Consider the following 25362-nt stretch of genomic DNA (forward strand, 5'->3'; position numbering starts at 1 on the left):
GTCACTGAAGTACTCCACCGCTTTAGCCGAAGCCGAGATCCGGCCGAGTGTCGGCACAGTCGGAGATTCCTATGACAACGCGCTAGCCGAGACTGTTAACGGTCTCTACAAGGCTGAACTTATCCATCCTCAAGGCCCATGGACATCAGTAGGCGAAGTCGAGCTAGCCACCTTGCGGTGGGTGCACTGGTGGAACACCAAACGTCTTCACGAGGCGTTAGACTACGCCACCCCACAAGAAGTAGAAACCGAGTACTATCTCACCGAGCCCATCAACACAGGGCCGTAAAAGAAGCGGAACTAAACCCAGGACGCTTCAGTGTGGGGTACTCGGGTAGTCTATTTGTAGTTATTTGGTTTTGGAGTAAGCGATGGGTAAACTCATCGTTTGTGTTTGTGCCGGGTGGCATGAACGGGCTTTAATCTCTTAGCCCGTACTGCCTGGCGATGTAAGAAAGTCGATGAGGAAAGGAGCGCCCGATGAAGGTCCGCAAGTCCCTTCGGTCGCTGAAGAACAAGCCGGGCGCTCAGGTCGTTCGTCGCCGCGGCAAGGTCTACGTGATCAACAAGAAGGAACCCCGTTTCAAGGCTCGCCAGGGCTAAGAACCAAAGGGTTCTAATTCCCCCGTCTCCCGCTGAGGGTGCTGATAGCACCGCGGGTGCGGGGGATTTTTTGTCTTTAATCACTGGCTTGAAATTACAAACATGTTTTTTATGTGGCTAGATGTAGTGGTGGGATTTTTCGCCACCTGCGAATACTCAAGATGTAACTACCAGATATTGTGCTTCTGTTTTATGCGCGCCCCAAAATGTTGTGTTTTAGCGGTTGTCTTACACGCGTGTGATGTGTAGTCTTAAGCAAGTCGACGAGGGGCGATGAAGGCCGATGAAGGCACGGTACGCCAGACTATCGCCCGCCAAGGCCGTTGCTGCGGCCAGTGCGAAGACCGACAGAGACTTACAACAACTGACGAAGACCTACACCGATAGCACTCACGAACCAGGAGAATGACAGCCACCATGATCACCGTCTACACCAAGCCCGCTTGTGTTCAGTGCAACGCCACCAAGAAGGCCCTCGATAAGGCTGGACTGGAGTACGAGCTCGTGGATATCAGCCTCGACGACGAGGCTCGTGATTACGTCATGGCGCTGGGCCACCTGCAGGCTCCCGTGGTCGTCGCTGGTGAGGATCACTGGTCTGGCTTCCGCCCGGATCGTATTCGCTCCCTGACCGCCAAGGCTGCTTAACCCTCGCGCGTCGCTTCCCTTCACCGTTCAAAGGTGGGGGCTCTTTTTGCGCGCGCCACTGTCTGAATGAGGCTCAATGCTTATAACGTATTTTTCCTCCACGACGGAGAACACTCACCGCTTCGTGCGCAAGCTCGGGCTGCCTTCCTCTCGCATCCCATTGAAGCGTAATGACGCCCCACTGCTTGTCGACCAACCGCATGTATTGGTCGTACCGACATACGGCGGGGGAGCGGGGATGACGGGTGACTATTCTCGACCAGTTCCAAAGCAGGTGATCAAGTTCCTCAACGTGGAGCAAAACCGCAAGTGGCTGCGCGGGGTGATTGGCGCAGGGAACATCAACTTCGGGTCGGACTTCGCCAAGGCTGGCGAGGTGATCTCCGCCAAATGCCAGGTGCCGTACCTGTACCGCTTTGAGCTGATGGGCACGGAGGAGGATGTTCACCGAGTGCGCGAGGGGCTAGCGGAGTTTGAAGCCTCTCTGCGGCACGAGGGCCGGTGGAACCTAGCGAGCTGACATGGCAAGTGTGAAGCGGAGAATAGAACAACTGCTTTGCACCCGCCCCGCACATGTCCGGGGCTCTGATTAGAATCGAAACGAATGCACGAGCGCGCGGCATTGTACTTAGCGCGAGTTTTTGAGGAGAACACATACACATGACTGGCACCGAGCTTGGCAAGACCGTTCAGGAGCCCGTTGACCAGCGGGAGCAGCTGGATTATCACGCTCTGAACGCGATGTTGAACCTGTACAACGATGCAGGGGAGATCCAGTTCGACAAGGATCGCGAGGCTGCAAACCAGTACTTCCTGCAGCATGTCAACCAGAACACCGTTTACTTCCACGATCTGGAAGAAAAGGTTAAGTACCTGGTGGACAACGAGTACTACGACCCCGAGGTGCTGGATCAGTACGAGTTCAGCTTTGTGAAGTCCCTGTTCAAGCAGGCCTACGCGAAGAAGTTCCGCTTCCAGTCGTTCCTGGGTGCGTACAAGTACTACACCTCCTACACACTGAAGACCTTCGACGGCCGCCGTTACCTGGAGCGTTTCGAGGACCGCGTGTGCATGGTTGCATTGGGGCTGGCGGCGGGGGATACCGAGTTGGCGTCCAACCTGGTCGACGAGATCATGGACGGCCGCTTCCAGCCTGCAACGCCAACCTTCCTCAACATCGGCAAGAAGCAGCGCGGTGAGCCGGTTTCGTGCTTCCTGCTGCGCATCGAGGACAACATGGAGTCCATCGGCCGCTCCATCAACTCCGCGCTGCAGCTGTCCAAGCGTGGCGGTGGCGTGGCTCTACTGCTGTCGAATGTGCGAGAAGCTGGCGCGCCAATTAAGCACATCGAGAACCAGTCCTCCGGTGTGATCCCCGTGATGAAGCTGCTGGAGGATGCCTTCAGCTACGCCAACCAACTGGGTGCCCGCCAGGGTGCCGGTGCGGTCTACCTGAGCGCGCACCACCCGGACATTTTGCGCTTCCTGGATACCAAGCGCGAGAACGCGGACGAGAAGATCCGCATCAAGACCCTTTCGCTGGGCGTGGTGATCCCGGACATCACCTTCGAACTGGCCAAGCGCAACGACGACATGTACCTGTTCAGTCCGTACGACGTCGAGCGCGTGTACGGCAAGCCGTTCGCCGACGTCTCCATTACCGAGCACTACGAGGAGATGGTGGAGGATCCGCGCATCCGTAAGTCCAAGATCAACGCGCGTGCATTCTTCCAGACTCTGGCGGAGATCCAGTTTGAGTCGGGTTACCCGTACATCATGTTCGAGGACACGGTTAACAAGGCCAACCCGATCGAAGGCCGCATTACCCATTCGAACCTGTGCTCCGAGATTCTGCAGGTCTCCACCCCGTCGGAATTCAACGCTGACCTGACGTACAAGAAGATCGGCGACGATATTTCCTGCAACCTGGGCTCCATGAATATTGCGAAGGCGATGGATTCGGAAGACTTCTCCAAGACCATCGAGACCGCCATCCGTGGCCTGACCGCCGTGGCGGACCAGACTTCCATCGACTCCGTGCCGTCGGTGCGCCAGGGCAACGACAACTCCCATGCCATCGGTTTGGGTCAGATGAACCTGCACGGCTTCCTGGGACGCGAGCACATTCACTACGGTTCTGAGGAGGCGCTGGACTTCACCAACGCCTACTTTGCGACCGTGATGTATGAGGCGTTGAAGGCTTCCAACAAGATCGCCCAGGAGCGCGGGGAGAAGTTCCACAACTTCGAAAACTCCCAGTACGCCACCGGAGAGTTCTTCGACCGCTACGATCCGGCCGAGTTCGCCCCCAAGACGGAGCGCGTGCGCCAGATCTTCGGCAACTCCAGCATTCAGGTGCCCACCGCGCAGGATTGGCAGCAGTTGAAGGAAGCTGTACAGGCCCACGGCCTGTACAACCGCAACCTGCAGGCTATTCCGCCGACGGGTTCCATCTCCTACATCAACAACTCCACGTCCTCGATTCACCCGATCGCCTCCAAGATCGAAATTCGTAAGGAGGGCAAGATCGGTCGTGTGTACTACCCGGCTCCGTACATGACGAACGACAACCTGGAGTACTACGAGGACGCGTACGAGATCGGCTACGAAAAGATCATCGACACTTACGCAGTCGCGACGAAGTACGTGGATCAGGGCCTATCGCTGACCCTGTTCTTCAAGGACACCGCCACCACGCGCGACATCAACCGTGCGCAGATCTATGCGTGGCGCAAGGGGATCAAGACGATCTACTACATCCGCCTCCGCCAGACGGCCTTGACCGGCACCGAGGTTGAGGGCTGCGTGAGCTGCATGCTCTAAGTGGGGAGGGGAGCGGCCTGCTCTAGGTGGAGGGCGGCCTCCACCGAGCATGAAAAAGCCGACTGGGAGGAATCCCAGTCGGCTTTTGTTATTGGCCGTTGAGTGGCCTTGTTAATGGTTGCTAGCGGTTGCCCAGCTCTGCGTCGATGCGCAGCAGGCCGGAACCATCGTTGCCCACCAGCTTGATGCGGTCGATGATGTTGCTTACTGTAGCTTCCTCCTCGATCTGCTCCTCCAGGAAGAAGTTCAGCAGGTTGCGGGAGTCAATGTCGCCAACCTCGTCGGCGGTCTTCACCAGATCGCGGATCAGTGCGGAGACCTTACGCTCGTGCTCGAGGGAAGCCTCGAAGGCGTCCAGCGGGGTGGAGATCTTCAGGGAAGGCATCTCGACGGTCTCGATGTCCACGCGCGCGTCGCGGTCCAGCAGGTGCTGTGCGAACTTCTGGGCGTGTGTGCGCTCCTCGTCTGCCTGAGCCTGCATCCAGCTGCTCATGCCGTCGAAGGAGAGGCGGTCCAGCTCATAAGCCAGCTGCGTGTAAACCAGCGCGGCCTGGTGCTCGGCGGTGACCTGCTCGTTCAATTGCTTCTGAAACTTTTCGTTGATTTCCATGCTGCTCACCGTAATCGAGGTTTAACCAATCGGCTAGCAAACACAGGCTACCCTTATATTATCAATGCAGGTCAAGGCGCATTGTTTGATCGGTGAGCCTGTCTTTACTTAGGTTACCCTGTAAACCAATCCCGACGTGCGCTTTAGGTGGTGACGCCCCCAGCTTCGAGCTGAAGCTGGCTCCGGTGCGCGCTGAGGGCGTCACTAAGATAGACCCCCAATGTGGGGGTGATGGCCGAGTGCTAGGTACGTCGTAGAAACGGGGTACGATGGGGCGAAGTGCACAAGCTGAGGGTCAGCGAGAAATCAGCACGTTTTGTGAAGAAGGAGACACGCAAGCGATGAGTGCGCACGCACCCCACACTCCCGTACACCGCGTCGACGGCGATCCGGTAGCCGCCATCAACTGGAATAGCATTCCGGACGAAAAGGACCTGGAGGTGTGGGACCGCCTCACCGCCAACTTCTGGCTGCCTGAAAAGGTGCCACTATCCAACGATGTTCCTAGCTGGTCCACGCTAAATGACATGGAGAAGCAGGCCACCATGCGTGTGTTCACCGGCCTGACCATGCTGGATACGATTCAGGGCACAGTTGGTGCAGTAAAGCTGATCGAGGATGCTGCCACTCCGCATGAGGAAGCCGTCTTTACGAATATCTCCTTTATGGAGAGCGTTCACGCGAAGTCTTATTCCTCTATCTTTATGACGCTGGCCTCCACGCCGGAGATCAACGATGCTTTCCGTTGGTCCGAAGAGAACGAGAAGCTGCAAAACAAGGCGAAGATCATCCTCGACTTCTACGAGGGTGACGATCCGATGAAGAAGAAGATTGCCTCCGTTCTGCTGGAGAGCTTCCTTTTCTACTCCGGCTTCTACCTGCCGATGTACTGGTCCTCGCACGCAAAGCTGACCAACACCGCAGACATTATCCGCCTGATCATCCGTGACGAGTCCGTGCACGGCTACTACATCGGTTACAAGTACCAGCGCGCGCTGGAGAACGAGACCCCGGAGCGCCAGGAGGAGCTGAAGGAACACACCTTCGACCTGTTGCTGGAGCTTTACGACAACGAGGCGCAGTACACCGAGGATTTGTACGACGATCTTGGCTGGACTGAGGACGTAAAGCGCTTCCTGCGCTACAACGCTAATAAGGCGCTGAACAACCTGGGTTACGAAGGTTTGTTCCCCGCTGACGAGACGCGAGTATCTCCGGCGATCCTGTCCGCCTTGAACCCGGGTGGTGACGAGAACCACGACTTCTTCTCTGGATCTGGATCTTCCTACGTAATCGGCAAGGCTGAGAACACCGTCGATGACGACTGGGACTTCTAGATAGCACCCCCGAAAACGTGGAGTCTGCTAGCTGAGCACTGTGCACGGCTATTGAAATGCGCGTTGACGGGATACTATGTAAGCATTCTGTGTCTGTTCGGGTCGGTTGTTGACGAGACCGACCCAGCGGGAACAGGGCAGAGGAAACATTCTTTTGGGTGACCGTCCTAAAGAATCCTGTGAGTCGCTTAAGGCTCGCAGGAGGAAAAGGACAGGTCACGCGTAGTCAGGAGGAACTAATGACCGCAGTAGCGCCTAGGGAAAGCCATGAGGTTTCCCCGGCACGGCCTGCGCCTTTCGGTGAGGCACCGCGTGGCAGCCTCGCATGGAAGATGCTGACCACGACCGACCACAAGCTCCTGGGCATCATGTACCTAATCATGTCCTTCACCTTCTTCATGATTGGTGGCTTGATGGCCCTGCTGATCCGTATCGAGCTCTTCGAGCCGGGTCAGCAATTCCTGTCCAACGAGCAGTTCAACCAGCTGTTCACAATGCACGGCACGATCATGCTGCTGCTGTACGGCTCCCCGATGGTGTTCGGTTTCGCGAACTACATCCTGCCGCTGCAGATCGGCGCGCCTGACGTGGCCTTCCCCCGCCTGAATGCCTTCGGCTTCTGGATGACCACCGCCGGTGGTGTCGTTATGCTGCTCGGCTTCCTGACCCCGGGTGGTGCCGCTGACTTCGGTTGGACCATGTACATGCCGCTGGCAGATGCTGTGCACTCTCCGGGTGTCGGCTCTGAACTGTGGATCCTGGGCGTCGGCGTTGGTGGTATCGGTACCATCGCTTCCGCTGTGAACATGATCACCACCATTCTGTGCCTGCGTGCACCGGGTATGACCATGTTCCGCATGCCGATCTTCACCTGGAACATCCTGGTTACCTCTCTGCTGGTTCTGCTGATCTTCCCGCTGCTGACCGCTGCAGCCCTGGGTGTCTTCTACGACCGCAAGCTGGGTGGCCACATCTACGACGCTGGTAACGGCGGCGCTATCCTGTGGCAGCACCTGTTCTGGTTCTTCGGCCACCCCGAGGTTTACGTCCTGGCACTGCCGTTCTTCGGCATCGTGTCCGAGGTCTTCCCAGTGTTCTCCCGCAAGCCGATGTTCGGCTACGTCGGCCTGGTATTCGCAACCCTGTCGATTGCCGCGCTGTCCATGGCTGTGTGGGCGCACCACATGTTCGTGACCGGCGCTGTTATGCTGCCGTTCTTCTCCTTCATGACGTTCCTGATCGGTGTGCCGACCGGTATGAAGTTCTTCAACTGGCTGGGCACGATGTGGAAGGGTCGTCTGACCTTCGAGACCCCGATGATCTTCGCGATCGGCTTCTTCGCTACCTTCCTCTTCGGTGGTCTGACTGGTGTCATGCTGGCTTCCCCGGCTCTGGACTTCCACGTTTCGGATAGCTACTTCGTGGTTGCTCACTTCCACTACACCCTGTTCGGTACCGTGACCTACGCTTCCTTCGCTGGTATCTACTTCTGGTTCCCGAAGATGACCGGTCGCATGCTGGACGAGAAGCTGGGCAAGGTTCACTTCTGGCTGGTTACCATCGGCTTCCACACCACCTTCCTGGTGCAGCACTGGCTGGGCAACATGGGTATGCCGCGTCGTTACGCTGATTACCTGCCGACGGATGGTTTCACCACCCTGAACCAGGTCTCCACGATTGGTGCCTGCATCCTGGCGATCTCCATGATTCCGTTCCTGTGGAACGTCTTTAAGTCTTACCGCTACGGCGAGGTCGTCACCGTTGATGATCCGTGGGGCTACGGAAACTCCCTGGAGTGGGCAACCTCTTGCCCGCCGCCGCGCCACAACTTCAACTCCATGCCTCGCATCCGCTCCGAGCGCCCGGCGTTCGAGCTGCACCACCCGCACATGGTCAAGCGCATGCGCGACGAGGCTCACGTTGGTCGCCACTTCTAAGCGTACTTTCTAGTGACGCCCCCTCACCCGGCCACTGCCCAGCGCAGTCGCTAGGTGCCTGGCGGCTGACCCGGTCTTAAAATCCACACCTCAACTACGCGGGGTGTGGATTTTCGCATTCCCGGGGGAACTGAAGTGGGGGCTACGCAGTTTCAGTTATCACTTCTTGCGGGGAAGTGGGACAATATAGCCCGTGACTACCTCTAATAACGCCAACAACCCCAACACTTCGGCCGACCAGCAGCCCGCTGCTGCCCAGCCCGCAGCTGGCCCGGCCTACGATCCGCACTTCGAGACTGCGCTCGAGGACACACTGCAGGAAGGCCTCGCGCCCAGCGTGATTACCGTTACCGGACCCGACCGCCCCGGCGTATCCGCGGCGTTCTTCCGCGTGCTGTCCTCCTACGGAGTGCAACTTCTCGACATTGAGCAGTCCGTCTTCCGTGGGAAGCTGTCGCTGGCGGCGCTAGTGGGCGTCGGCCAGGAAGACCTAGAACCGCTCGGCGAGGGTCTCAAGGAAACCCTGGCCTCCTACGGCATGCGCGTGAGCGTCGAGGCGGACGATAACCTCTCCAGCACCCGTCCGCACTCCACGCACGTGATGGTCGTGCTGGGCCGCCCGCTGACGGCCACGCACATTTCCCGCATCGGTCAGACCCTGGCGGACTACGGTGCGAACATCGACACGATCACCGGCATCGCGGACTACCCTGTCACCGGCCTGGAGCTTAACTTGACCGTCGCCAACCCGGCTCCCGGCGGCGGCGTGCCGCTGCGCAAGGCTCTGGCAACCCTCACTTCGGAAGTCGGCGTGGACATCGCCATCGAGCGTGCCGGCCTGGCCCGCCGGGCGAAGCGCCTGATCTGCTTCGACGTAGACTCCACCCTCATCCAGCACGAGGTCATTGAAATGCTGGCGGCCTACGCCGGCCGTGAAGAAGAGGTTGCCGCCGTCACCGAGCGTGCCATGCGCGGCGAGCTGGACTTCGCCGAATCCCTGCACGAGCGAGTGAAGGCTCTCGCCGGCCTGGATGCCGCAGTAGTGGAGAAGGTAGCCCACGACATTCAGCTGACCCCTGGCGCCCGCACCACCATCCGCACCCTGAAGCGCCTGGGCTACAAGGCTGGCGTGGTTTCCGGTGGATTCATCCAGGTCATTGAGCCACTAGCCCGCGATCTGGACCTTGACTTCGCCCGCGCGAACACCCTGGAGATCGTCGACGGCAAGCTCACCGGCCGCGTGATCGGCCCGGTCATCGACCGCCAGGCGAAGGCGGAAAGCCTCAAGGAGTTCGCCTGGTCCAACGGCATCCAGCTGAACCAGACCGTCGCGGTCGGCGATGGCGCTAACGACATCGATATGCTCTCCACGGCCGGCCTGGGTATCGCCTTCAACGCGAAGCCCGCCCTCAAGGAGATCGCCGATGCCTCTGTGAACTACCCGTTCCTGGATCAGGTGCTGTTCATTCTTGGCATTTCTCGCCACGAGATTGAGGACGCCGACCTCCGCGACGGCACGTACCGCCGAGTGCCGATCGTCGAGAACTAACTGGCGCCCCCGCAGTCGCGCCTTAAGCCCCGCAACCGCGCCTTAAACCGAGCGCTCGCGCTCGCGCAGCTCGCGGCGCAGAATCTTACCCGTGGAGGACTTCGGAATGCCCTGCACGAATTCCACAATGCGGATCTTCTTGTAGGGCGCCACGCGCTCGGCCACGAAGTCCATCACTTGCTGCTCGTTGAGGGAAGAGCCTCGCTGGGCCACGACAAAGGCCTTCGGCAGCTCCTCGCCATCAGAGGCACGGTGCACGCCGATCACGGCGGCGTCTGCGATCTCCGGGTGGCTCAGCAGTACGGATTCCAGCTCTGCGGGCGGAACCTGGTAGCCCTTGTACTTGATCAGCTCCTTCAGGCGATCCACGATGTGGACGTTGCCCTCCGGATCGCTGTTCGCCAGGTCGCCTGTGCGCAACCAACCGTCGCCCGGCAGAGCCTCGGCGGTCTGCTCCGGCTTGTTCAGATAGCCGGCCATAATCTGCGGCCCGCGGACCCACAGCTCGCCCACCTCGGATACGCCCTCGCTGGGCAGCGGAATCTCCTCCAGAGTTTCCGGATCCACCAGCTTGCTCTCAGTGTTGGCGCAGGGCTTGCCGATGGAGCCACGGTTGATGTCCTTGGAGACGTTGGCGTGCGCCAGCGGCGAGGTTTCTGTCATGCCATAGCCCTGCTGCACGTGGATGCCCAGGCGCTTCTCCAGCGCCAGGGCCAGGTCCTCGTCCAGCGTGGCCGCACCGCTGAACACCCCGCGCATGCGCGACAAGTCGTAGTTATCCACCATCGGGTGCTTTGCCAGCTGCACGGCGATCGGCGGGGCGATCAGCGTGAAGTTCACCTCGAACTTCTGGTGGTGCTCCAGGAAGCTCTGCAGCTCGAAGCGCGGCACCACAACCAGCTTGGCGCGCTGCGCCAGCGCCAGGTTCACTAGCGCGGTCAGGCCATAGATGTGGAAGAACGGCAGGACCGCGTACACCGTGTCCTCCCGGCGCAGCAGCTCGATGTCCTGGCCCTGCTGCACGTTGGCCACCAGCTGGCGGTGCATCAGACGCACGCCCTTCGGCAGGCCGGTGGTGCCGGAGGAGTAGGGGAGTACCGCCAGATCCTCGTCCGGGTTGATCTCCACATCGGGGGCCGTGCGGCGCTCCGCCATGATCTGCTGCATGCCCTTGGAGGTATCCAGGTGGATGATGTTTTCTTCTGCGATGCCGGCATCCTTCGCCCCCTGAGACGAGGCGTCACCAAGCGCGGCAACAGTAAGCAGCATCTTCGCGCCAGAGTCCTTAACCTGCGCGGTCACGGTCTCCGGCGTGGAAAGCAGCGACAGCGGCGATACGACAGCGCCGATGCGCCACAGGCCGTAGGCGGCGACGATGAAGTTCAGTGAGTTGGGCAGGTGCAGCGCCACCACATCGCCCTTTTTGATGCCCTTGCTGACCAGCCAGCCGGCGGTGGACTCGATGTAGTTCTGCAGCTGCGCGAAGGTCGTTTCGGAGCCATCGGCGATGTCGATGACGGCGACGCGGTCTTCTTCCTCCGTGGTGAGGTCGCCGAAGACGTAGTCGTAGAGGCCTAGCGGGCTGAGTTCGATGTCCGGGCGGTCGCTCTTAATGGGCATTGCGTCGGGGCTCCTATCCGTTCGCGGTTACTCTTCGCCTCCACTGTAGTCGGCATGTGCTCTAGCCGACATCACTTTTTATGTTTCGCCCCGCTAACTTACCGGCGGTGCGAATCGGTATTGAACTTCGTGCCCGTCCTATTGAACTGCGTGCCCAATCGGGCATAATCTCTTAAAGTAGTTCTTTTATGACTCGCGGGAACCTTCGCCGCCTCTCGCGCATTACACAACTGTCCTGAAGCAGGTTTTAGTGGTTCATCTGCTTCAGCGCGTTCTTTGTTGTTTTGCGGATGCTGGTGGAAGGAGGTGAACGATGAGCACGAAGAGTGATTCGATCGAAAACGGAGGACACATGGCTGGCCCATCCGCTGATACCGAGGCAGATGCACCAATTCTCCCCCCGCTGGAGGAACTGTTCGGCAACGAAGCGCAGGATCTGGACGACTTGTTCAACTCAATGTTGGACGTCGCCGTTGATCCGAACACTGAAATGCCCGAGGGGGATCTGATCCCTGACCTGGATTCCTTCCCGGAGGAAAGTGCGGAAGACCCTTCGGCCGATGAGGCTTCGCACGAGGTTGACCTTGCGGATCTTGACGATTCTGGTTCTTTGGGTGATGACGCCACCTCGGCGGAGGACCTCCCCAGTGATACTTCGGGTGAAACTGCGGATACCGGCGCGGCAGAGCACGAGGATCTGGACGATCTGAATGATCTCGCTGATCCGGCGGCCGATCCAGCCACAGACCCAGCCGCAGATATCAACGGCTACGGCGAGGAAGATTATGGCTACGGCTACGGCGATGATCACCCGGACGATCTGACCGACCTCAGTGGAATGTAGGGGGGAGCCAGAGATGTCACACGGATCTAACACCCCACGGAAAGAACTCTCCCGCGAAGAGGAACGCGACCTGCTGGCCAAAGCTCATACGGGCGACCAGCAGGCTTTCGCGCGTCTAGCACGCCAGGCCTGGGGCAGAATGTTCTCTGTTTGCCTGTCTATTACCGGCAACCGCGCTGACGCGGAGGATGCGCTGCAGAACGCATTGACCTCCGCGTGGAAGAACATTGAAAAGTTCGACGGGCGTGCCAGGTTTTCCACCTGGGCCTACCGCATTGCATCTAACGCGGCGCTGCAGATCGTGCGCTCCCGCCGGGATGTGCCGGAGGAAGACGCGGGCGTGGACGAGATCGCACAGACCCCGGAGGTCGGCTCGCAGGTTACCTCGGCAATGGTCGTGCGCCAGGCGCTGGCACAGCTGCCGGATGACTTCCGCGAAGTCATCGTCCTGCGCGAATACACGGGCATGAGTTACCAAGACATAGCCGCCCACCAGGGGATTCCCATTCAAACGGTCAAGTCTCGCATTAATCGCGCGCGTGCGAAGCTGAAGGCAGCACTGGTGGAAGCTGGCGTCACAAGTGCATAAACGGCGGGACCCGCCCCACAGCAAAGAGCCCCACAACATCGAGCAGCTCGATCTCCGCTCGGTGCGTGGGGTTCTAACTTGTGCCTTAAAACACTGAAGTGATGGTTAGTCCTGCGGCATCAGGTTGTAGAACTTTAGCATCTCGATTGCGTCTTCCTTGGTGTCCTCAGCCTTGCCGTTGGACAGCACGACCAGCTTTTCGTCGGGGTACCACACCGTGACATTCGGGCTGGAGAATTTGGCGCTGGGGTAGAAGGTAATCTCCGGCCATCCGTTGCCGGCCTCCTGGAGGGTCTGGCCCTTTACATCGGAGTTCTTTCCGTGGTCATAGACCTTCTGCGCGTCGTCTCCGGACAGCGTGTAACGGAAGTTGTTGTAGAGGAACTCATCCTTGTGGTCCTCGAGGGAGTCGCGGCTGGGCAGGCAGGAGTACATGTCGATATCCATGCCGTCGTAGGCCGCGCCTGCGAAGCTTGCCTTGTCCAGCCTGGTGCTACAGCTATCGATGCGGTTGTAGAAGTTCGTTGGAGTGTAGTCCTTGACTTCCGGGATCAGGGAGGCCAGGGGCTTGTACATATCCGACTCGTACGGTTCCCGCGACGGGCTGTAGGGGCTAGCTTCGGTGAACGGCGGGTTGCCGCCGTCGCCGTCGCCGCCGCCACCGCCGTTGCCGCCACCGTTGTCATCGCCGCCGTTCAGTGCGACGAAGCCGATGGCTATCACGACTGCCAGGATGGCTACGCATGCCGTGATGATCACGGGGGTGTTGGACTTCTTCGGCTTCGAGGAGCTCGTTGCGTGAGCGCTGGCGAAGTTGCTGGCGCCGTATGCGTTGGTCGAGCTGGGCACGAAGGCAGCGGTCTGCGGGGAAGTGTTGTAGGACTGCGATCCCTGGTTCTGGCCCTGGCTTGGGCTCTGACTCTGCCCTTGACCCGCACGCGGCATACCGGGTGGGGTCGCCGGGCCGGACTGACCAGACTGGCCGGAACGGCTTGCAGCGGAGGCTGCCCCGGCGCCCAGACCAGCGCCGACGGCGCCAGCCAGTCCAGTGGCGCCAGCGCTGCTGGAACCTGTATTACTAGGGCGAAAGCTTGCCCCCTGTGCGCCATTCACACCACCAGTGAATCCGCGCAGAGTTGCGGCCAGCGCACCGCGGCTCACCACAGTCTTCGGGTCGTCGAGCGTCATGACGGTGCCGACCTCACCCAGTCGGTCCTGCACGAACGGAATGCGCGACGATCCGCCGGTCATGTAGATCGGGGTCTTTGTGGAATCGACGCCCGCCTGCGTCAGCGCCGCGCGGGTCAGCTCAACTCCGCGCATGATCGACTGCTCAATAACGTTATTGAACTCATCGCGGGTGATCAGAAGGTCGGTTTCTCCGTGGGGAGTGGAGACGCTGATAGTGGCCGAAGACGTATCCGACAGGATTTCTTTGGCCTCCCGAATGCTGGATTCCAGCGCGTGCACCGTGGTGATGGGCGCAGAGCGAACGTAATCGGCCAGGTCGGGATCGTCGTGCTCCAGCTGATCCAAAACCCAGCGGTACAGCAAGTTATCGATGGTGCGCCCACCCAGGCTATTATCGCCCTTGGCGGCCACGACCTCAAAGTTGCCGTCTCCCTTTGCACGCAGCACTGCGATATCCAGGGTGCCGCCACCGAAGTCGAACACCGCCACGTGGCCCCCGGACTGGACGGATTGTTGGGAAGCGTAGTGGATAGCAGCAGCACGTGGCTCGGACAGTACACGTAGGTTCTGCTCCGGCACGCCTGCGGCGACGGCACTGCGCTTCAGCTGCTCCACGGAGTGCGCCGACCACGCCTCGGGGTGAGTCAGCGTCACGGTCTCGGGATCCTGGTTGGCGTGCTGTGCCTTGCCGGAGCGCAGCACGGTGGCGATCACGGAGCCGACGACCTTCGTCAGCGGCAGGTTGCGGCCAGCCAGCTGCACTTCGTCGTGGTCGATGTAGCGCTTCGGGCTCAGCAGCAGCCGGAAGGGATCGCGGCGGCCGCGTGCCAAGGCGGAATCGCCGTTGAGCAACGTGGGCTCTTCATCGGCAGCTGCGTGTGCGCCGTGCGGATTATCCAGGAACACGGCCGAGGGCATGATGTTGGAGCGGTGTGTCAACGCAAGGGCGGAGATCTCCCTACCCATGGGGCTCTGGTGAGCGGCAGCCGTATTCGAAGTACCGAAGTCGACCGCCAGATGCCATGCGTTAGTCATTTAAAGTACAGCTCCTGACAAAACTTAAGGGTTTAAAAGCGTTTAAGGCATAAGTAGCTTACACTTTAGCGCCTCGGTTGGCCTTTAGTGCGTTGCTTGTAGAGCTGATTGGAAAGAGCCCAACAGGCGCTCGCGAGCCTCATCCTCCGCCGCGGACAGCGGGGACATCGACATTTGCTGCATCTCGGCGATCTTTTCCTCCAGCGCCTGGCGGACCTGTTCCACCGGAGTTTCGCGCGGCAGGTTCACGGTCTCTGCCGGGTGCCCGGCCGTCACGGCGGAGCGCAGCAGCGGCAGCAGGCGCGAATCCGGGGTGGAGGCGTAAGTATTGCGGTAGCTGCGGTACAGCATCACAAAGTGCATGCCCGGCTGCGCCAGCGTCACCGACTGCACCCAGCGCACGTGCTGCAGGTCCGGGTGGTTGGAGGCCAGGTCGTCCAGCACGTCCAGCATTCGGGCGGCGCGCTGCAGCACGGCGAAGTAGGTGATGTCGCCAGTCAGCAGGTGCACCAGCTCCGAGACCCCGGAGGTCTCCACCATCCACTTGACCAGCGCCGGCGCCCCGCCCTCGGCGGCGATACGGCGCCCGGCGAAAACGCCGTACTCGCCCATCACGTCCAGCAGGTCGTCGCGGATGCTGGCGCTGCACTCCGGCACGACCTCCCGCGGGTCCTCCGCTTCCAGCAGGTCCAGCAGGCCTTCGCGGTCCAGTTGCGCCAGCGCGCTCAAGTTGCGGGCCACCTCGCCGGTGACCTTGCCCGTCAGGGCGGATTCGGCCATCAAGCCGGAGAGTGGAATGGTGCGCTGCAACGTGCTCATCAGTCGCTTCTGGATGCTATCGGCGTGCTGGCGAGCATGCTGCAGCGGATCGATGGGGCCGAACGCGCCGGAGCCGAAAGAGTCCGCTCTGGAAAGGATGCCGACGGTATTTAGGGGCGTCATTCCCAATTGGGAGAGGAACCGCTTCTCGTCCTCGCGCGGGGCAGAGTCCGACAGGAAGACAAGGCAGTCGGCCCAACCGCTGGCGCGGCGCGTGTCCTTTTGTCCGTCGACGAGTACGCGGCGGGTGCGCTCCTCGTTCTCGACGGTCAGGGTGGCGGTGCCGGGGGTGTCGATCAGAGTGAGCTCCTGCAGGCGCCGGTTGGGCAGGAACTGGTCCACGAAGTCCACCTGGTTCACCGGTACGGTCAGGTTGTTCAGCGGGCCGTTGTTCAGCGGCACGCGGATGACCTGCCCGTCGGTGGTGTGGATCTCGGCGCGGGCGGGCGCACCGTTGTGGTACATGCTCACCGCCATGGTGCACTCCAGGGCGCCGGTAGCGGCAATGAGGTTCTCCGTCAGCGCGTTGACCAGCGTGGACTTTCCGGATTTCAGGCGGCCGACCACAGCCACGCGCGGCGGGCGGGTGACCATCAGGCGCAGCTGTTCGGCGTGCCGCGCCAGGTCCGGCGAACCGCCAGCCAAAGCGTCGACGGCCTGCGTGAGCAGCAGAGTTAGGTCAGAGACGCGCTGGCTCAAATGCGCCGAGGCCGATTGGATCTGATTTCCCTGCTCCATTTACATCCCCGCCTTCGCGTGTTCCGCCATGCTCGCCGCCCCGCGCCGGGTGCGCTTTAGCGCCGCCAGGTGCCCATCTAGCTCTTCGATGGTCTGATTCACGATCTCCAGGTTCTTCTTCAGCCTGCTGACGGTCTGTTTGCGCTGGGCCTCGGATTCGCGGGCGATTTTCTGTGCGGATTCGATCTTGGACTGCAGGTTGCGCTGCTCCTGGCGGATCGCGGAGCGGTGGCGCAGCAGGATCTCCGTCCTACCGGTGGTGATCGCAATGTCGATCATGCGGTTGATAGAGGTGCGGGTCGTCGCAATGGTCTCGCGGAGCCAGATAAGTAGGTGTTGCTTGCCGTTGCGCATAGCCCGGTAGCCCATATTCACCCCGATCCAGGCCGCTGCGGCCACGGGGGCGAAGGGGATCACCACTGTCAGGGCGCCCGCGCCGACGATGCCCATCGTCAGCATCGACGGATCCACCAGGCCGGTGGTTTTCTTCTCCACGTCGTGGCTGAGGGAACTCGGCGGGGCCAGTGCTGCGAAGATCTGTTGCTGCACCTGGTCCACCATGTCCTGGCGCCCCTGGAAGAGCTGGGCGGCACGGGCGGTCACTTCGCTGACCATCGCCATCACCATCTGCTCCATGATCTGCCGCAGTTCAATCTCGATCTGGCTGGTGAATACCTGCGGCTTGCTGCGCAGCACGCGCATGCCTTCGGCGTTCACACGGTTGGTCCAGCGCGTCTTTACGTCCGTCAACGCCTCGTCCATTGCCGCGGAGACCTTGTTGCGGCTCAGCTGGATGTCGCGCATGAACAGCTGTTCCCACTCGCTGGTGGCATCGCGGAACGCCTCGAGCTTGCGCTTTTCCGCTTCGAGTTCGCCGACTGCATCGCTGGTTTTGTCGTAGAGCTTGATGTCGCGCTCGATGTCCGTGGTGATGGTGTGCATCGTCGACTTGGTGATCTCGAGCGCGGTCACCGTGCCGAGGTTGCCCGGCGAGTTCACGTGGTCGATGATCTGCTGGCGCAGCTCGGCGATGCCGCATCGTTGCTCGATCTGTGCTCTTTTTTCTGGTGACGCCGATTCCGCCGCGTCCAAAGCCCGCAACGAGGACACTCCAATGACCGGGATGTCCAGGCTTAGGTGCTCTGCGATGAGGCGCTGGTCGTCGGCAACGATGGAGCGCCAGCGGCGCACATTTTTATCAGTTTTGGTGACGGCCACGATCACGCTGCCGACCTGCTCGCGCGCGCGGCGGAGAATGTCCATCTCCGGGGCGGTGATTGGGGTGGAGGCGTCGCAGACCATAAGCAGCACGCCGGCATTGCGAGCTTCCGCCAGGGAGGCCGCCACTGCGTGTTCGTCCAGGCCGCCCACGCCCGGAGTGTCGACGAGGGTCACTTTCCCCATGCCGGAGTAGGGAACCAGCAGTTCGGCGGCGCTGGGTAGGGAAGCCACTTCCTTACTGTCTTTCGGTGCCCGGTTGATGGCATCCACAGCTTCTTGGGTGACCCAGTTCTTAAGGTCCTCGGGTTCGATCGGGTCGTACTCCGTGCCCCGCACCAGACGCGCCAGCACTGGCTGGTCCGGGTCTTGATCTGGCTCCGTGTGGATACGGATGGGGGCGCTAGTGGCGGTGATGACGTCCACCGGCAGCAAGTCGCGCCGACCAACGAGAGCGTTGACGAGGGAGGACTTGCCGCGTTTGACTTCGCCGATGATGACTACGGCGGAGGTGCGGTACTTCGCATTCACGAGGTTCTGCACGCGATCCGCGGCATCGTGCATCTTGTATTTCCTGGCGATGGTGGCCCCGCGTTCGACGCTGGCCTGGGGGGATCGGCCCGAAGCGTTTGGGGTGGGGGTCACGGTGTGTATCGCCTTTCTTTGTAGTGTCCGGTTAGTGCGCGGGTAGCGCACGGTAGTGCGAGAACGCCATTCTAGTATGCCGATAAATGGACTTTCCGGGAGTTTAGCTTAAGCACTATGCATGCTTTCACCCCCGGAACTGCTTTCAGGGTTCAAGTGGCGGAAATGTCTTCTACTAGGGATTTTGCGGGTTCTGGGGCGAGGGGGCGTCAATAATAAATACCCCCAAGGAACAACTTGTCGGGGAGGGGCATTCAATAACTGACAGGCAGCCAGGAAGAGCCTGAAGGATACTAGGAAGAACACTGAAAAGGAGCACACAATGTCCAACGAGAACCTGAACAACGGAAACAACGCTAACAACAACGGCCTCACCACCAACGACAACGCAGGCGCCCCGGATCACTCCCTGGGCCGCTGGGAGGTACTGGACGCAGACGGCAACATGGTCCAGGGCAACATCGTCGGCGCGCAGGACACCAACGGCGACGGCAAGGCAGACGCTTACCAGGTGGACATCACCGGCGACGGACGTCCGGACGGCACGGTCTACGACAAGGACGGCGACGGCGTGACCGACCGCGCGGAGATGGACTACGACCAGGACGGCATTGTCGACACGGTCTACGAGGACATCGACGGCGACGGCGTGATCGACAACATGTCGGTAGACACCACCAACGACGGCAAGCTGGACACCAAGGCCACCGACTACGACGGCGACGGTGTGACCGACAACGTGAAGATCGACTCCAACGGCGACGGCAACTACGACGTGACCGCTTACGACTTCGATGGCGACGGCAAGGTGGACAGCGTTGCTTACGACACTGATGGCGATGGAATCTCTGACTACTCCGAGTTCGACCACGACGGCAACGGCATCGTGGACGGCACCAGCGGCGAGGTTCCGCCGTCCGCGGCACAGCAGGCGGTAGGCGAGGGCATCTGGGGCTCCCAGACCCAGACTGCAGCCCCGCAGGATGCAGCCCCGCAGGGTGACGCTCCGGCTGCTGCAGCCCCGGCGGCTGAGGCTCCGGCGGAGGACAAGCCCGCTGAGGACAAGGCAAAGGCCCCGGCAGAAGAGGCTGCCCCGCAGGGCGGCGCAGACACTGACCTGAAGTCCGCCGGTGCGGATAGCACAGCCCCGAACGGCGGCGAGTACGTGGACTTGGACGGCGACGGCCTGGCAGACGGTGTCGCTTATGACACCAACAACGACGGCCAGATCGACGCACTTGAGATCGACACCACCGGCAACGATCAGACGGACACCGTGTTCGTGGACACCGACGGTGATGGCCAGGTCGACGAGCGCCACGTGGACACCGACGGCGATGGCTTCACCGACGAGGCCCTGCTGGATACCGACTTCGACGGCATCGGCGACACCAAGGTGTACGACCATGACGGCGACGGCGTGTACGAGTCCGCCGAGGAAACCTACACCGAGGACATCGCCCCGACCTTCGACGACCTGCTGGGCGGCGCTGGCGACAGCGCAGCCGCTGGCAACGACGGCGCGGACCTGGCTTAAGACCCCAGCCCCCGGGCCTCAGGTCCGGGCCTAGCCCCCGGCCCTAAGCTTCAACCAGGCGACGCAGTGCACCCCGCACTGTGTCGCCATTTTCCGTGTACCAGAAGTCCGGCATCGAGCGGCGGATGTAGCTGCCGTAGCGCTTCGTGGCCAGCCGCTGATCCAGCACCGCCACCACGCCCCGGTCGTCCACGGAACGCAGCAGGCGGCCCGCGCCCTGAGCCATCAGCAGCGCCGCATGGTTCGCCGCCACCTCCATGAACCCGCTGCCGCCGCGCTGGTCGGCGGCCTCCTGCCGGGCTTGCTGCAGCGGATCGTCCGGGCGCGGGAAGGGGATGCGGTCGATGATCACCAGCGAAAGCGACTTGCCGGGCACGTCCACGCCTTGCCACAGCCCGAGCGTGCCGAAAAGGCAGGCGGACTGGTTCTTGCGGAACTTCTCCACCAGCGTGGACATGGAATCTTCGCCCTGCAGCAGGATCTCGTAGGGCACCACGGTGCGTAGCTGCTCAGCCATGTCCTCGGCCGCGCGCCGGGAGCTGAAAAGCCCCAGGGTGCGCCCGCCGGCGGCGTTGATCAGCCGGGCGGTTTCGTCCACGGAGGCGTCGCTGGCGCGATCCCGCCCGGGCGGGGGCAGGTGTCGGGCGACGTAGAGAATGCCGTGGGTGCGCGCGTCGAAGGGCGTGCCGGCATCCAGCGTGGGGGTGTCCTTCGGCAGCCCCCAGCGGCTGAGCATAGCGGTGAACTTGCCGCCCAGCGCCAGCGTCGCCGAGGTCAGGATCACCGTGTTCCGGCCGAAAAGGCGCTGGCGCAACAGGTCGGCAACGCTCAAGGGGGCGACCCGCACCACGTGCTTCGGTGCGCGCGGACCGGAGTCTGCGGTGTACCAGATGACGTCCTCGCCGAGCAGATCCTCGGCATCCGCGCTGGTGCCCTCGCCCACGCGCGAAGCGTTGAGGATGCGCACACACGTATCGTTAAGCTCCTCGGTGGCCACGATCACCGACAGGCGTTCGGCGGCCTTCTTCGAATCATTGGCAAACTCGGAGGCGGGGATGCCGCTGACCTGCCGGTTCGTCTTCCACGCTGCGTCCCTTAGAGCCGCGAGCGGCACCTGCAGTGCCTCGGGCACGCCGGTCCAGCGCCCTTCGATGCCGGTGCCGAAGCGGTCGTTGTTTCTGGACGCCGCCGCCTCCGCCTTTAACGCCTCCGTCCACCTGTCGCCTGCTTCGGCCAGCTCGTCCCCGGCAGCGTCGGCGCCGGAGACGGCCAGCTTCGCGGCGCGTTTGGCCAGCACCGCAATGGCGGTGGGGGATAGTTCGGCGGTGGCGACGGAGGTAATGCGATCCTCCAGCTCGTGGGCCTCGTCTACGATCACTGTGTCGTGCTCCGGCAAAACTGGGGCGTCCACAAGAGCATCGATGGCGAGCAGGGCATGGTTGGTGACGACAACGTCGGCGTCTGCGGCGTGGGCGCGGGCGCGCTCGGCGAAGCACTGCTCGCCGAAGGGGCAGCGGGTAGCACCGAGGCACTCGCGGGAGGACACGCTGACCTGGCGCCACGCGCGATCGCTGACGCCCTGGGGGAGGTTATCGCGGTCGCCGTCCTCGGTTTCGCCGGCCCATTCGTGCAGGCGGGCTACCTGGGCGCCAGTGGCGGAGAGCTGGGAGGGGTCCAGGAGGGACTCTTCGGCCTCATCCACGCCGCTGTCGGTCTGCGCGTTATTCACCTTGTTCAGGCAGACGTAGTTGCCGCGGCCTTTTTGGATGGCGAACTCGAGGGGGCGGGGCAGCTCCGGCTCGAGTGCCTTGGCCAGGCGTGGCAGGTCGCGCTCTACCAGCTGGCGCTGCAGGGCAATCGTTGCGGTGGAGACGATGACGGGGTAGTCGGAATCCATGGCCGCGGCGATGCTGGGGATCAGGTAGGCCAGGGACTTACCCGTGCCGGTGCCGGCCTGGACGGCCAGGTGGTGTTCCTTTTCGATAGCCTCGGCCACGGCCTTGGCCATCTTCTGCTGGCCCGGGCGCGGGGCACCGCCGAGGTCGGTGACGGCGAGGCTGAGGAGGTCGAGGACGTTGGAGCTCATACGAAACTGGGTGGACCTTTGCGAAACTTCTAGGCCTTGATATTGCGGATGTGGCGAACCTGCAGGGCGGGCTCGTCGCGGGTGAGAGCCAGGCCTTCCCAGGGCAGGCAAACTAGCTGCTTGGCGCAGTGCTCGCGAGATTCCTCGAGGGTGGGCAGGCCGTCCACGAGCTCGCCGTCGCGCACCATGGGGATGGTCAGCTGGGTGCTTTTCAGCCCTTCGGCCTGGGGCAGTTCCGCACCCAAGGGGAAGGTGACTTCCTCGACGGCCGTGCCGGAGGGGCGGCTAAAGCGGGCGGCATCCTTCGCCCCGCCGAGGCTGGCCTTGCCACGGGAGCGCTTGGCGACGGGCACACCATCTACCTCCACGAGCTTGTAGACCAGCCCCGCGGTGGGCGCTCCAGAGCCGGTAACGACCGAGGTGCCCACGCCGAAGGAATCCACCGGTTCGCTGCGCAGGGCGGCGATGGAGAATTCGTCCATATCGGAAGAGACTACGATCTTGGTGTTTGTTGCGCCCAGGGAATCCAGCTGGTCGCGCACACGGCGGGTCAGCACGCCCAAATCGCCGGAGTCGATGCGCACGGCTCCCAGTTCCGTGCCACCGGCGGCAACGGCGTTTTCTACGCCCTGAGTGATGTCGTAGGTATCCACCAGCAGGGTGGTGTCCGTTCCCAGGGCGGCGATCTGCGCCTTGAAGGCTGCGAGCTCGTCGGGGGTGCCATCCGGACGAGTGTGCAGCAGGGTCCAGGCGTGGGCTGCGGTGCCGGAGGCCGGGATGCCGTACCGCTGGGCGGCTTCCATATTGGAGGTGGCGACGAACCCGGCCAGGTAGGCGGCGCGGGCGGAGGTGACGGCGGCGTATTCGTGGGTGCGGCGTGCGCCCATGTCGACGATGGGACGGTCACCTGCGGCGGTGACCATGCGGGCGGCGGCGCTGGCCACGGCGGAGTCCATGTTCAGGATGGAGAGGATCACCGTCTCTAGGATCACGCATTCGCCGAAGGTGCCCCGGACCGTCAGGACGGGGGAGTGGGGGAAGTACAGCTCGCCTTCGCGGTAGCCGTCGATTTGCCCGGAGAAGCGGAAGTTGCGCAGGTATTCCAGGGTTTCTTCCCGCAGGAAGTCGATGCGATCCAGCTGCTGGTCGGTGAACACGAAGTCGCGCACGGCCTGCAGCACGCGGGCGGTGCCGGCGATCACGCCGTAGCGGCGCTCGTTGGGCAGGCGGCGGGTGAACACCTCGAAGGTGCAGGAGCGGTCGACAGTGCCGTCGAGGATCGCTGCCTCGAGCATGGTGAGTTCGTATTTGTCCGTAAGAAGTGCGGAGGAGCGGGTGCTGTGGGTACTGCTGCGGGTGCTGTATTCGTTCACCCGCTCCATGCTAGTCCACGCTGGACGACGGACCCGGCAGCGAAGATGGCCGATGTGGGTATTCTGGAAAGCATGACTTCCCCAGCCGCTCCCTCCGCTACCCCTGTGGCGGACAAACTGCCAGAAACACTGACGGAGCCCAACCTGCCGTGGATGTGCATCTGTTGGGATGATCCGGTGAACCTGATGAGCTACGTGACGTATGTCTTCCAGACCGTCCTGGGTTACTCGCGCAAGCGCGCCACGGAGCTGATGATGCAGGTGCACACCGAGGGGAAAGCCGTGGTGAGCTCGGGTGAGCGCGACAAGGTTGAAGGGGACGTAAAGAAGCTGCAGACCGCCGGGCTATGGGCGACGATGCAGCGGGCGGACGGGTAGGCGTCAATAAAGAAAGAAGGAACGAACATGCAGCCGTGGACGAAAAAGAACAGCTTGCTGCGCGGGACTCGCTTTAATACGCAGCTAGAGCCACTCGAGCGCGAGATGTTGGGGGATTCGGCGGTGGCTGTCTCCGACAAGCTAATGGAGCGCGCGCGGACTGCGCCGAAGGATGAGTTAGCGGAGATGACGGGCATGGCCAGCGGGCATGCCGATGCGCCGAAAGATCCGGGGCTGGCTCGGTTGCTGCCTAGTTTTTTCCGCGAGGGGGACGAGGAAGTCGATGGCGATGCGGCGCTGACCCGTCAGCTGAACGAGACGGACATCATTAAGACGAAGCTGACGAACCTGCGCTTCGTGGTGGACTACCTGGGGCCGAATGGTTCGGTGAATGTTTCGCTGACGCAGGACGAGGTTCACCCGTGGCTGAGCGCGATTAACGACATTCGCCTGTACCACTCCGCGCAGTACGAGGAGTTCAAGAAGGAGCTTCTCGAGGGGGATGAGAACTCCGATCAAGCGACGGCGGCGCAGAACTACCTGGACTGGCTGGGCTACCACCAGGACAGTCTTTTGTCGGCGATGATGGGTGAATAATGAGCATAGAGTTGTTCGGCTGCCAGCCCGGGCCCGCCAATTCTTTGGCGGACGTGGCGGGCATTGGCGTGGGGCACGCGGTGTGCGAGGACGGCGCGGGGGATTCGGGCGTGACCATGATCGTCGCCCCGAAATCCGCCACTGCCAGCGTGGATGTACGCGGTGGCGGGCCGGGTACTCGCGAGACGGATCTTCTGGCGCCGCACAACACGGTGCAGGCCGTGCACGCTATTGGGCTGTGTGGTGGTTCTGCTTTTGGTCTTGACGCCCTCACGGGGGCAATGGCCGAACTGGAGAGTAGGGGGATCGGCTTCCCCGTGCTGGGTCCGGAGCACCCGGATAAGTTGGTGCCGATCGTGCCGGGGGCCGTGATTTTTGATCTGCTGATGGGGCGCTGGGATTCGCGGCCGGATGCGGCCACGGGGGCGGCGGCGACGGCGGCGGCGCTGGACGCAGTGACTGGAGACGAGGCAAGCTGCGCGGCTGAGCGGGGCGCTTCGGAGCAGAAGGGCTCAGGGCAGGAGGCGCTGAACGGCAACGTCGGCGCGGGGTTGGGAGCCTCGGCTGGCGCGCTGAAGGGTGGCTTTGGGCAGGCCAGCGCCGTGTTCCTCGAAGGCACCCCGCTGGCGGGGGTGACTGTGGCCGTGGGCATTGTGGTGAACCCGCAGGGTGCGGTTTTCGACCCGGCAACCGGCCTGCCGTGGGGACTCGCCGCAGAGCTGAACGGGGAGTTTGCCCGCTATGGGCTGGCCGACGGCCTGGTTGATGGTGAGCCGGTGGAAGCTGAGGGCGTCAATAGATTAAAGAGCAAGAACCTGCTCGGTACGAAGATCACGGCGGACATGTTGGCGCCGAAGCTCAACACGACGATTGGTGTGGTGGCGACCGATGCGCCGCTGACGAAGGCGCAGGCCAAGAGGCTGGCGCTGGCGGGGCACGACGGGATCGCACGGGCGATTCGGCCGGCGCACATGCCGATGGATGGGGACACGCTGTTTGCGCTGGCGACAGGTGAGCACGGCTCGGGGGCTACTGGAGTTGAGAGGGGCGTGGATGACATTGGCATGAGCCTGCTTTCGGCGGTCGCGGCTAACACAGTGGAGCGGGCGATTGTGCATGCCGTCTTGGCGGTGGAATCGGCCTTCGGTGTGCCGAGCTGGCGTGACGTGGTGAAAGGGACATAAT

21 protein-coding genes are annotated in these 25362 nt (G+C 62.1%); 14 read left to right on the plus strand and 7 right to left on the minus strand.

Going from position 1 to position 25362, the window contains the following annotated elements; translation table 11 throughout:
* From QKE30_RS09500 to nrdE, 5 genes are all read left to right on the plus strand, one after another.
* Window positions 1-289: integrase core domain-containing protein (locus QKE30_RS09500; protein ID WP_347934670.1), on the plus strand; the 289-nt coding region annotated here is incomplete at its 5' end.
* A 191-nt stretch (window positions 290-480) separates the two neighbouring features.
* Window positions 481-603 carry a type B 50S ribosomal protein L36 gene (ykgO, locus tag QKE30_RS09505; protein ID WP_005511141.1) on the plus strand — a complete coding sequence of 41 codons (123 nt, stop codon included), beginning with the start codon at window positions 481-483 and terminating at the stop codon, window positions 601-603.
* Window positions 604-1020: 417 nt separating this feature from the next.
* A complete protein-coding gene (nrdH, locus tag QKE30_RS09510) occupies window positions 1021-1251 on the plus strand; it encodes a glutaredoxin-like protein NrdH (protein WP_011273153.1) in 231 nt (76 codons plus the stop codon).
* A 76-nt stretch (window positions 1252-1327) separates the two neighbouring features.
* A complete protein-coding gene (gene nrdI / locus QKE30_RS09515) occupies window positions 1328-1771 on the plus strand; it encodes a class Ib ribonucleoside-diphosphate reductase assembly flavoprotein NrdI (protein WP_005294171.1) in 444 nt (147 codons plus the stop codon).
* A 140-nt stretch (window positions 1772-1911) separates the two neighbouring features.
* Complete coding sequence (nrdE, locus tag QKE30_RS09520) at window positions 1912-4074, plus strand: class 1b ribonucleoside-diphosphate reductase subunit alpha (protein ID WP_347934671.1); 2163 nt, start codon at window positions 1912-1914, stop codon at window positions 4072-4074.
* A 121-nt stretch (window positions 4075-4195) separates the two neighbouring features.
* On the opposite strand, the gene QKE30_RS09525 is transcribed toward nrdE, so the two are convergent.
* Window positions 4196-4684: a ferritin gene (locus tag QKE30_RS09525; RefSeq protein ID WP_035012455.1), complete on the minus strand. Its 489-nt coding sequence runs from the start codon at window positions 4682-4684 to the stop codon at window positions 4196-4198.
* Window positions 4685-5025: 341 nt separating this feature from the next.
* Here QKE30_RS09525 and nrdF point away from each other — a divergent pair, with 341 nt between their 5' ends.
* From nrdF to serB, 3 genes are all read left to right on the plus strand, one after another.
* Window positions 5026-6021: a class 1b ribonucleoside-diphosphate reductase subunit beta gene (gene nrdF / locus QKE30_RS09530; RefSeq protein WP_071056091.1), complete on the plus strand. Its 996-nt coding sequence runs from the start codon at window positions 5026-5028 to the stop codon at window positions 6019-6021.
* 239 nt (window positions 6022-6260) lie between these two features.
* Window positions 6261-7958 carry a cytochrome c oxidase subunit I gene (gene ctaD, locus QKE30_RS09535; RefSeq protein WP_347934672.1) on the plus strand — a complete coding sequence of 566 codons (1698 nt, stop codon included), beginning with the start codon at window positions 6261-6263 and terminating at the stop codon, window positions 7956-7958.
* A gap of 193 nt (window positions 7959-8151) precedes the next feature.
* Entirely contained in the window at window positions 8152-9507 is a 1356-nt protein-coding gene (serB, locus tag QKE30_RS09540; protein ID WP_297668240.1) for a phosphoserine phosphatase SerB, read from the plus strand.
* A gap of 42 nt (window positions 9508-9549) precedes the next feature.
* Here serB and QKE30_RS09545 read toward each other — a convergent pair whose 3' ends face one another.
* The gene (locus QKE30_RS09545; protein WP_297668242.1) at window positions 9550-11127 is read right to left on the minus strand and encodes an AMP-binding protein; all 1578 of its coding nucleotides are present in this window, start codon (window positions 11125-11127) and stop codon (window positions 9550-9552) included.
* Between the two features lie 313 nt (window positions 11128-11440).
* On the opposite strand from QKE30_RS09545, the gene QKE30_RS09550 reads away from it, so the two are divergent.
* On the plus strand, window positions 11441-11971 hold the full coding sequence (locus QKE30_RS09550; protein WP_239201885.1) for a hypothetical protein: 531 nt from the start codon (window positions 11441-11443) through the stop codon (window positions 11969-11971).
* Between the two features lie 13 nt (window positions 11972-11984).
* Window positions 11985-12560, plus strand: coding sequence for a sigma-70 family RNA polymerase sigma factor (locus QKE30_RS09555; protein ID WP_239201883.1), 576 nt, complete (start codon window positions 11985-11987; stop codon window positions 12558-12560).
* Window positions 12561-12665: 105 nt separating this feature from the next.
* On the opposite strand, the gene QKE30_RS09560 is transcribed toward QKE30_RS09555, so the two are convergent.
* The 3 genes from QKE30_RS09560 to QKE30_RS09570 form a co-directional block, all read right to left on the minus strand.
* On the minus strand, window positions 12666-14786 hold the full coding sequence (locus QKE30_RS09560) for an Hsp70 family protein (RefSeq protein WP_347934673.1): 2121 nt from the start codon (window positions 14784-14786) through the stop codon (window positions 12666-12668).
* A gap of 84 nt (window positions 14787-14870) precedes the next feature.
* Window positions 14871-16343, minus strand: a complete 1473-nt coding sequence (locus QKE30_RS09565) for a GTPase (protein WP_297667125.1) — start codon at window positions 16341-16343, stop codon at window positions 14871-14873.
* Window positions 16344-18206 carry a dynamin family protein gene (locus QKE30_RS09570; RefSeq protein WP_297667124.1) on the minus strand — a complete coding sequence of 621 codons (1863 nt, stop codon included), beginning with the start codon at window positions 18204-18206 and terminating at the stop codon, window positions 16344-16346.
* 322 nt (window positions 18207-18528) lie between these two features.
* Here QKE30_RS09570 and QKE30_RS09575 point away from each other — a divergent pair, with 322 nt between their 5' ends.
* Window positions 18529-19743, plus strand: a complete 1215-nt coding sequence (locus tag QKE30_RS09575; RefSeq protein ID WP_297667123.1) for a hypothetical protein — start codon at window positions 18529-18531, stop codon at window positions 19741-19743.
* Window positions 19744-19786: 43 nt separating this feature from the next.
* Here QKE30_RS09575 and QKE30_RS09580 read toward each other — a convergent pair whose 3' ends face one another.
* Both QKE30_RS09580 and QKE30_RS09585 read right to left on the minus strand, forming a co-directional pair.
* Entirely contained in the window at window positions 19787-21829 is a 2043-nt protein-coding gene (locus QKE30_RS09580; RefSeq protein ID WP_297667122.1) for an ATP-dependent DNA helicase, read from the minus strand.
* A gap of 29 nt (window positions 21830-21858) precedes the next feature.
* Window positions 21859-23211, minus strand: a complete 1353-nt coding sequence (locus QKE30_RS09585) for a nicotinate phosphoribosyltransferase (RefSeq protein ID WP_297667121.1) — start codon at window positions 23209-23211, stop codon at window positions 21859-21861.
* A 63-nt stretch (window positions 23212-23274) separates the two neighbouring features.
* Between QKE30_RS09585 and clpS the strand changes: the two genes are divergently transcribed.
* From clpS to QKE30_RS09600, 3 genes are read left to right on the plus strand one after another with little or no spacing between them, the layout of a single operon-like run.
* Window positions 23275-23580, plus strand: a complete 306-nt coding sequence (gene clpS, locus QKE30_RS09590) for an ATP-dependent Clp protease adapter ClpS (protein ID WP_034975882.1) — start codon at window positions 23275-23277, stop codon at window positions 23578-23580.
* A gap of 27 nt (window positions 23581-23607) precedes the next feature.
* Window positions 23608-24177 (plus strand): DUF2017 domain-containing protein, encoded by a 570-nt coding sequence (locus tag QKE30_RS09595; protein WP_005294124.1) that lies wholly within the window; start codon window positions 23608-23610, stop codon window positions 24175-24177.
* A complete protein-coding gene (locus tag QKE30_RS09600; RefSeq protein WP_347934674.1) occupies window positions 24177-25361 on the plus strand; it encodes a P1 family peptidase in 1185 nt (394 codons plus the stop codon). The genes QKE30_RS09595 and QKE30_RS09600 overlap by 1 nt, the downstream gene beginning before the upstream one ends.
* The last annotated feature ends 1 nt before the right edge of the window (window position 25362 follow it).

The organism is Corynebacterium sp. c24Ua_83 (genome assembly GCF_039907245.1).
GTDB lineage: Bacteria > Actinomycetota > Actinomycetes > Mycobacteriales > Mycobacteriaceae > Corynebacterium.

What these genes read in the sequence shown, in the direction of transcription:
- ykgO (WP_005511141.1), top strand. Translation starts at nt 481, where the DNA reads ATGAAGGTCCGCAAGTCCCTTCGGTCGCTGAAGAACAAGCCGGGCGCT.
- nrdH (WP_011273153.1), top strand. Translation starts at nt 1,021, where the DNA reads ATGATCACCGTCTACACCAAGCCCGCTTGTGTTCAGTGCAACGCCACC.
- nrdI (WP_005294171.1), top strand. Translation starts at nt 1,328, where the DNA reads ATGCTTATAACGTATTTTTCCTCCACGACGGAGAACACTCACCGCTTC.
- nrdE (WP_347934671.1), top strand. Translation starts at nt 1,912, where the DNA reads ATGACTGGCACCGAGCTTGGCAAGACCGTTCAGGAGCCCGTTGACCAG.
- QKE30_RS09525 (WP_035012455.1), bottom strand. Translation starts at nt 4,684, where the DNA reads ATGGAAATCAACGAAAAGTTTCAGAAGCAATTGAACGAGCAGGTCACC.
- nrdF (WP_071056091.1), top strand. Translation starts at nt 5,026, where the DNA reads ATGAGTGCGCACGCACCCCACACTCCCGTACACCGCGTCGACGGCGAT.
- ctaD (WP_347934672.1), top strand. Translation starts at nt 6,261, where the DNA reads ATGACCGCAGTAGCGCCTAGGGAAAGCCATGAGGTTTCCCCGGCACGG.
- QKE30_RS09545 (WP_297668242.1), bottom strand. Translation starts at nt 11,127, where the DNA reads ATGCCCATTAAGAGCGACCGCCCGGACATCGAACTCAGCCCGCTAGGC.
- QKE30_RS09550 (WP_239201885.1), top strand. Translation starts at nt 11,441, where the DNA reads ATGAGCACGAAGAGTGATTCGATCGAAAACGGAGGACACATGGCTGGC.
- QKE30_RS09555 (WP_239201883.1), top strand. Translation starts at nt 11,985, where the DNA reads ATGTCACACGGATCTAACACCCCACGGAAAGAACTCTCCCGCGAAGAG.
- QKE30_RS09560 (WP_347934673.1), bottom strand. Translation starts at nt 14,786, where the DNA reads ATGACTAACGCATGGCATCTGGCGGTCGACTTCGGTACTTCGAATACG.
- QKE30_RS09565 (WP_297667125.1), bottom strand. Translation starts at nt 16,343, where the DNA reads ATGGAGCAGGGAAATCAGATCCAATCGGCCTCGGCGCATTTGAGCCAG.
- QKE30_RS09575 (WP_297667123.1), top strand. Translation starts at nt 18,529, where the DNA reads ATGTCCAACGAGAACCTGAACAACGGAAACAACGCTAACAACAACGGC.
- QKE30_RS09580 (WP_297667122.1), bottom strand. Translation starts at nt 21,829, where the DNA reads ATGAGCTCCAACGTCCTCGACCTCCTCAGCCTCGCCGTCACCGACCTC.
- QKE30_RS09585 (WP_297667121.1), bottom strand. Translation starts at nt 23,211, where the DNA reads ATGGAGCGGGTGAACGAATACAGCACCCGCAGCAGTACCCACAGCACC.
- clpS (WP_034975882.1), top strand. Translation starts at nt 23,275, where the DNA reads ATGACTTCCCCAGCCGCTCCCTCCGCTACCCCTGTGGCGGACAAACTG.
- QKE30_RS09595 (WP_005294124.1), top strand. Translation starts at nt 23,608, where the DNA reads ATGCAGCCGTGGACGAAAAAGAACAGCTTGCTGCGCGGGACTCGCTTT.
- QKE30_RS09600 (WP_347934674.1), top strand. Translation starts at nt 24,177, where the DNA reads ATGAGCATAGAGTTGTTCGGCTGCCAGCCCGGGCCCGCCAATTCTTTG.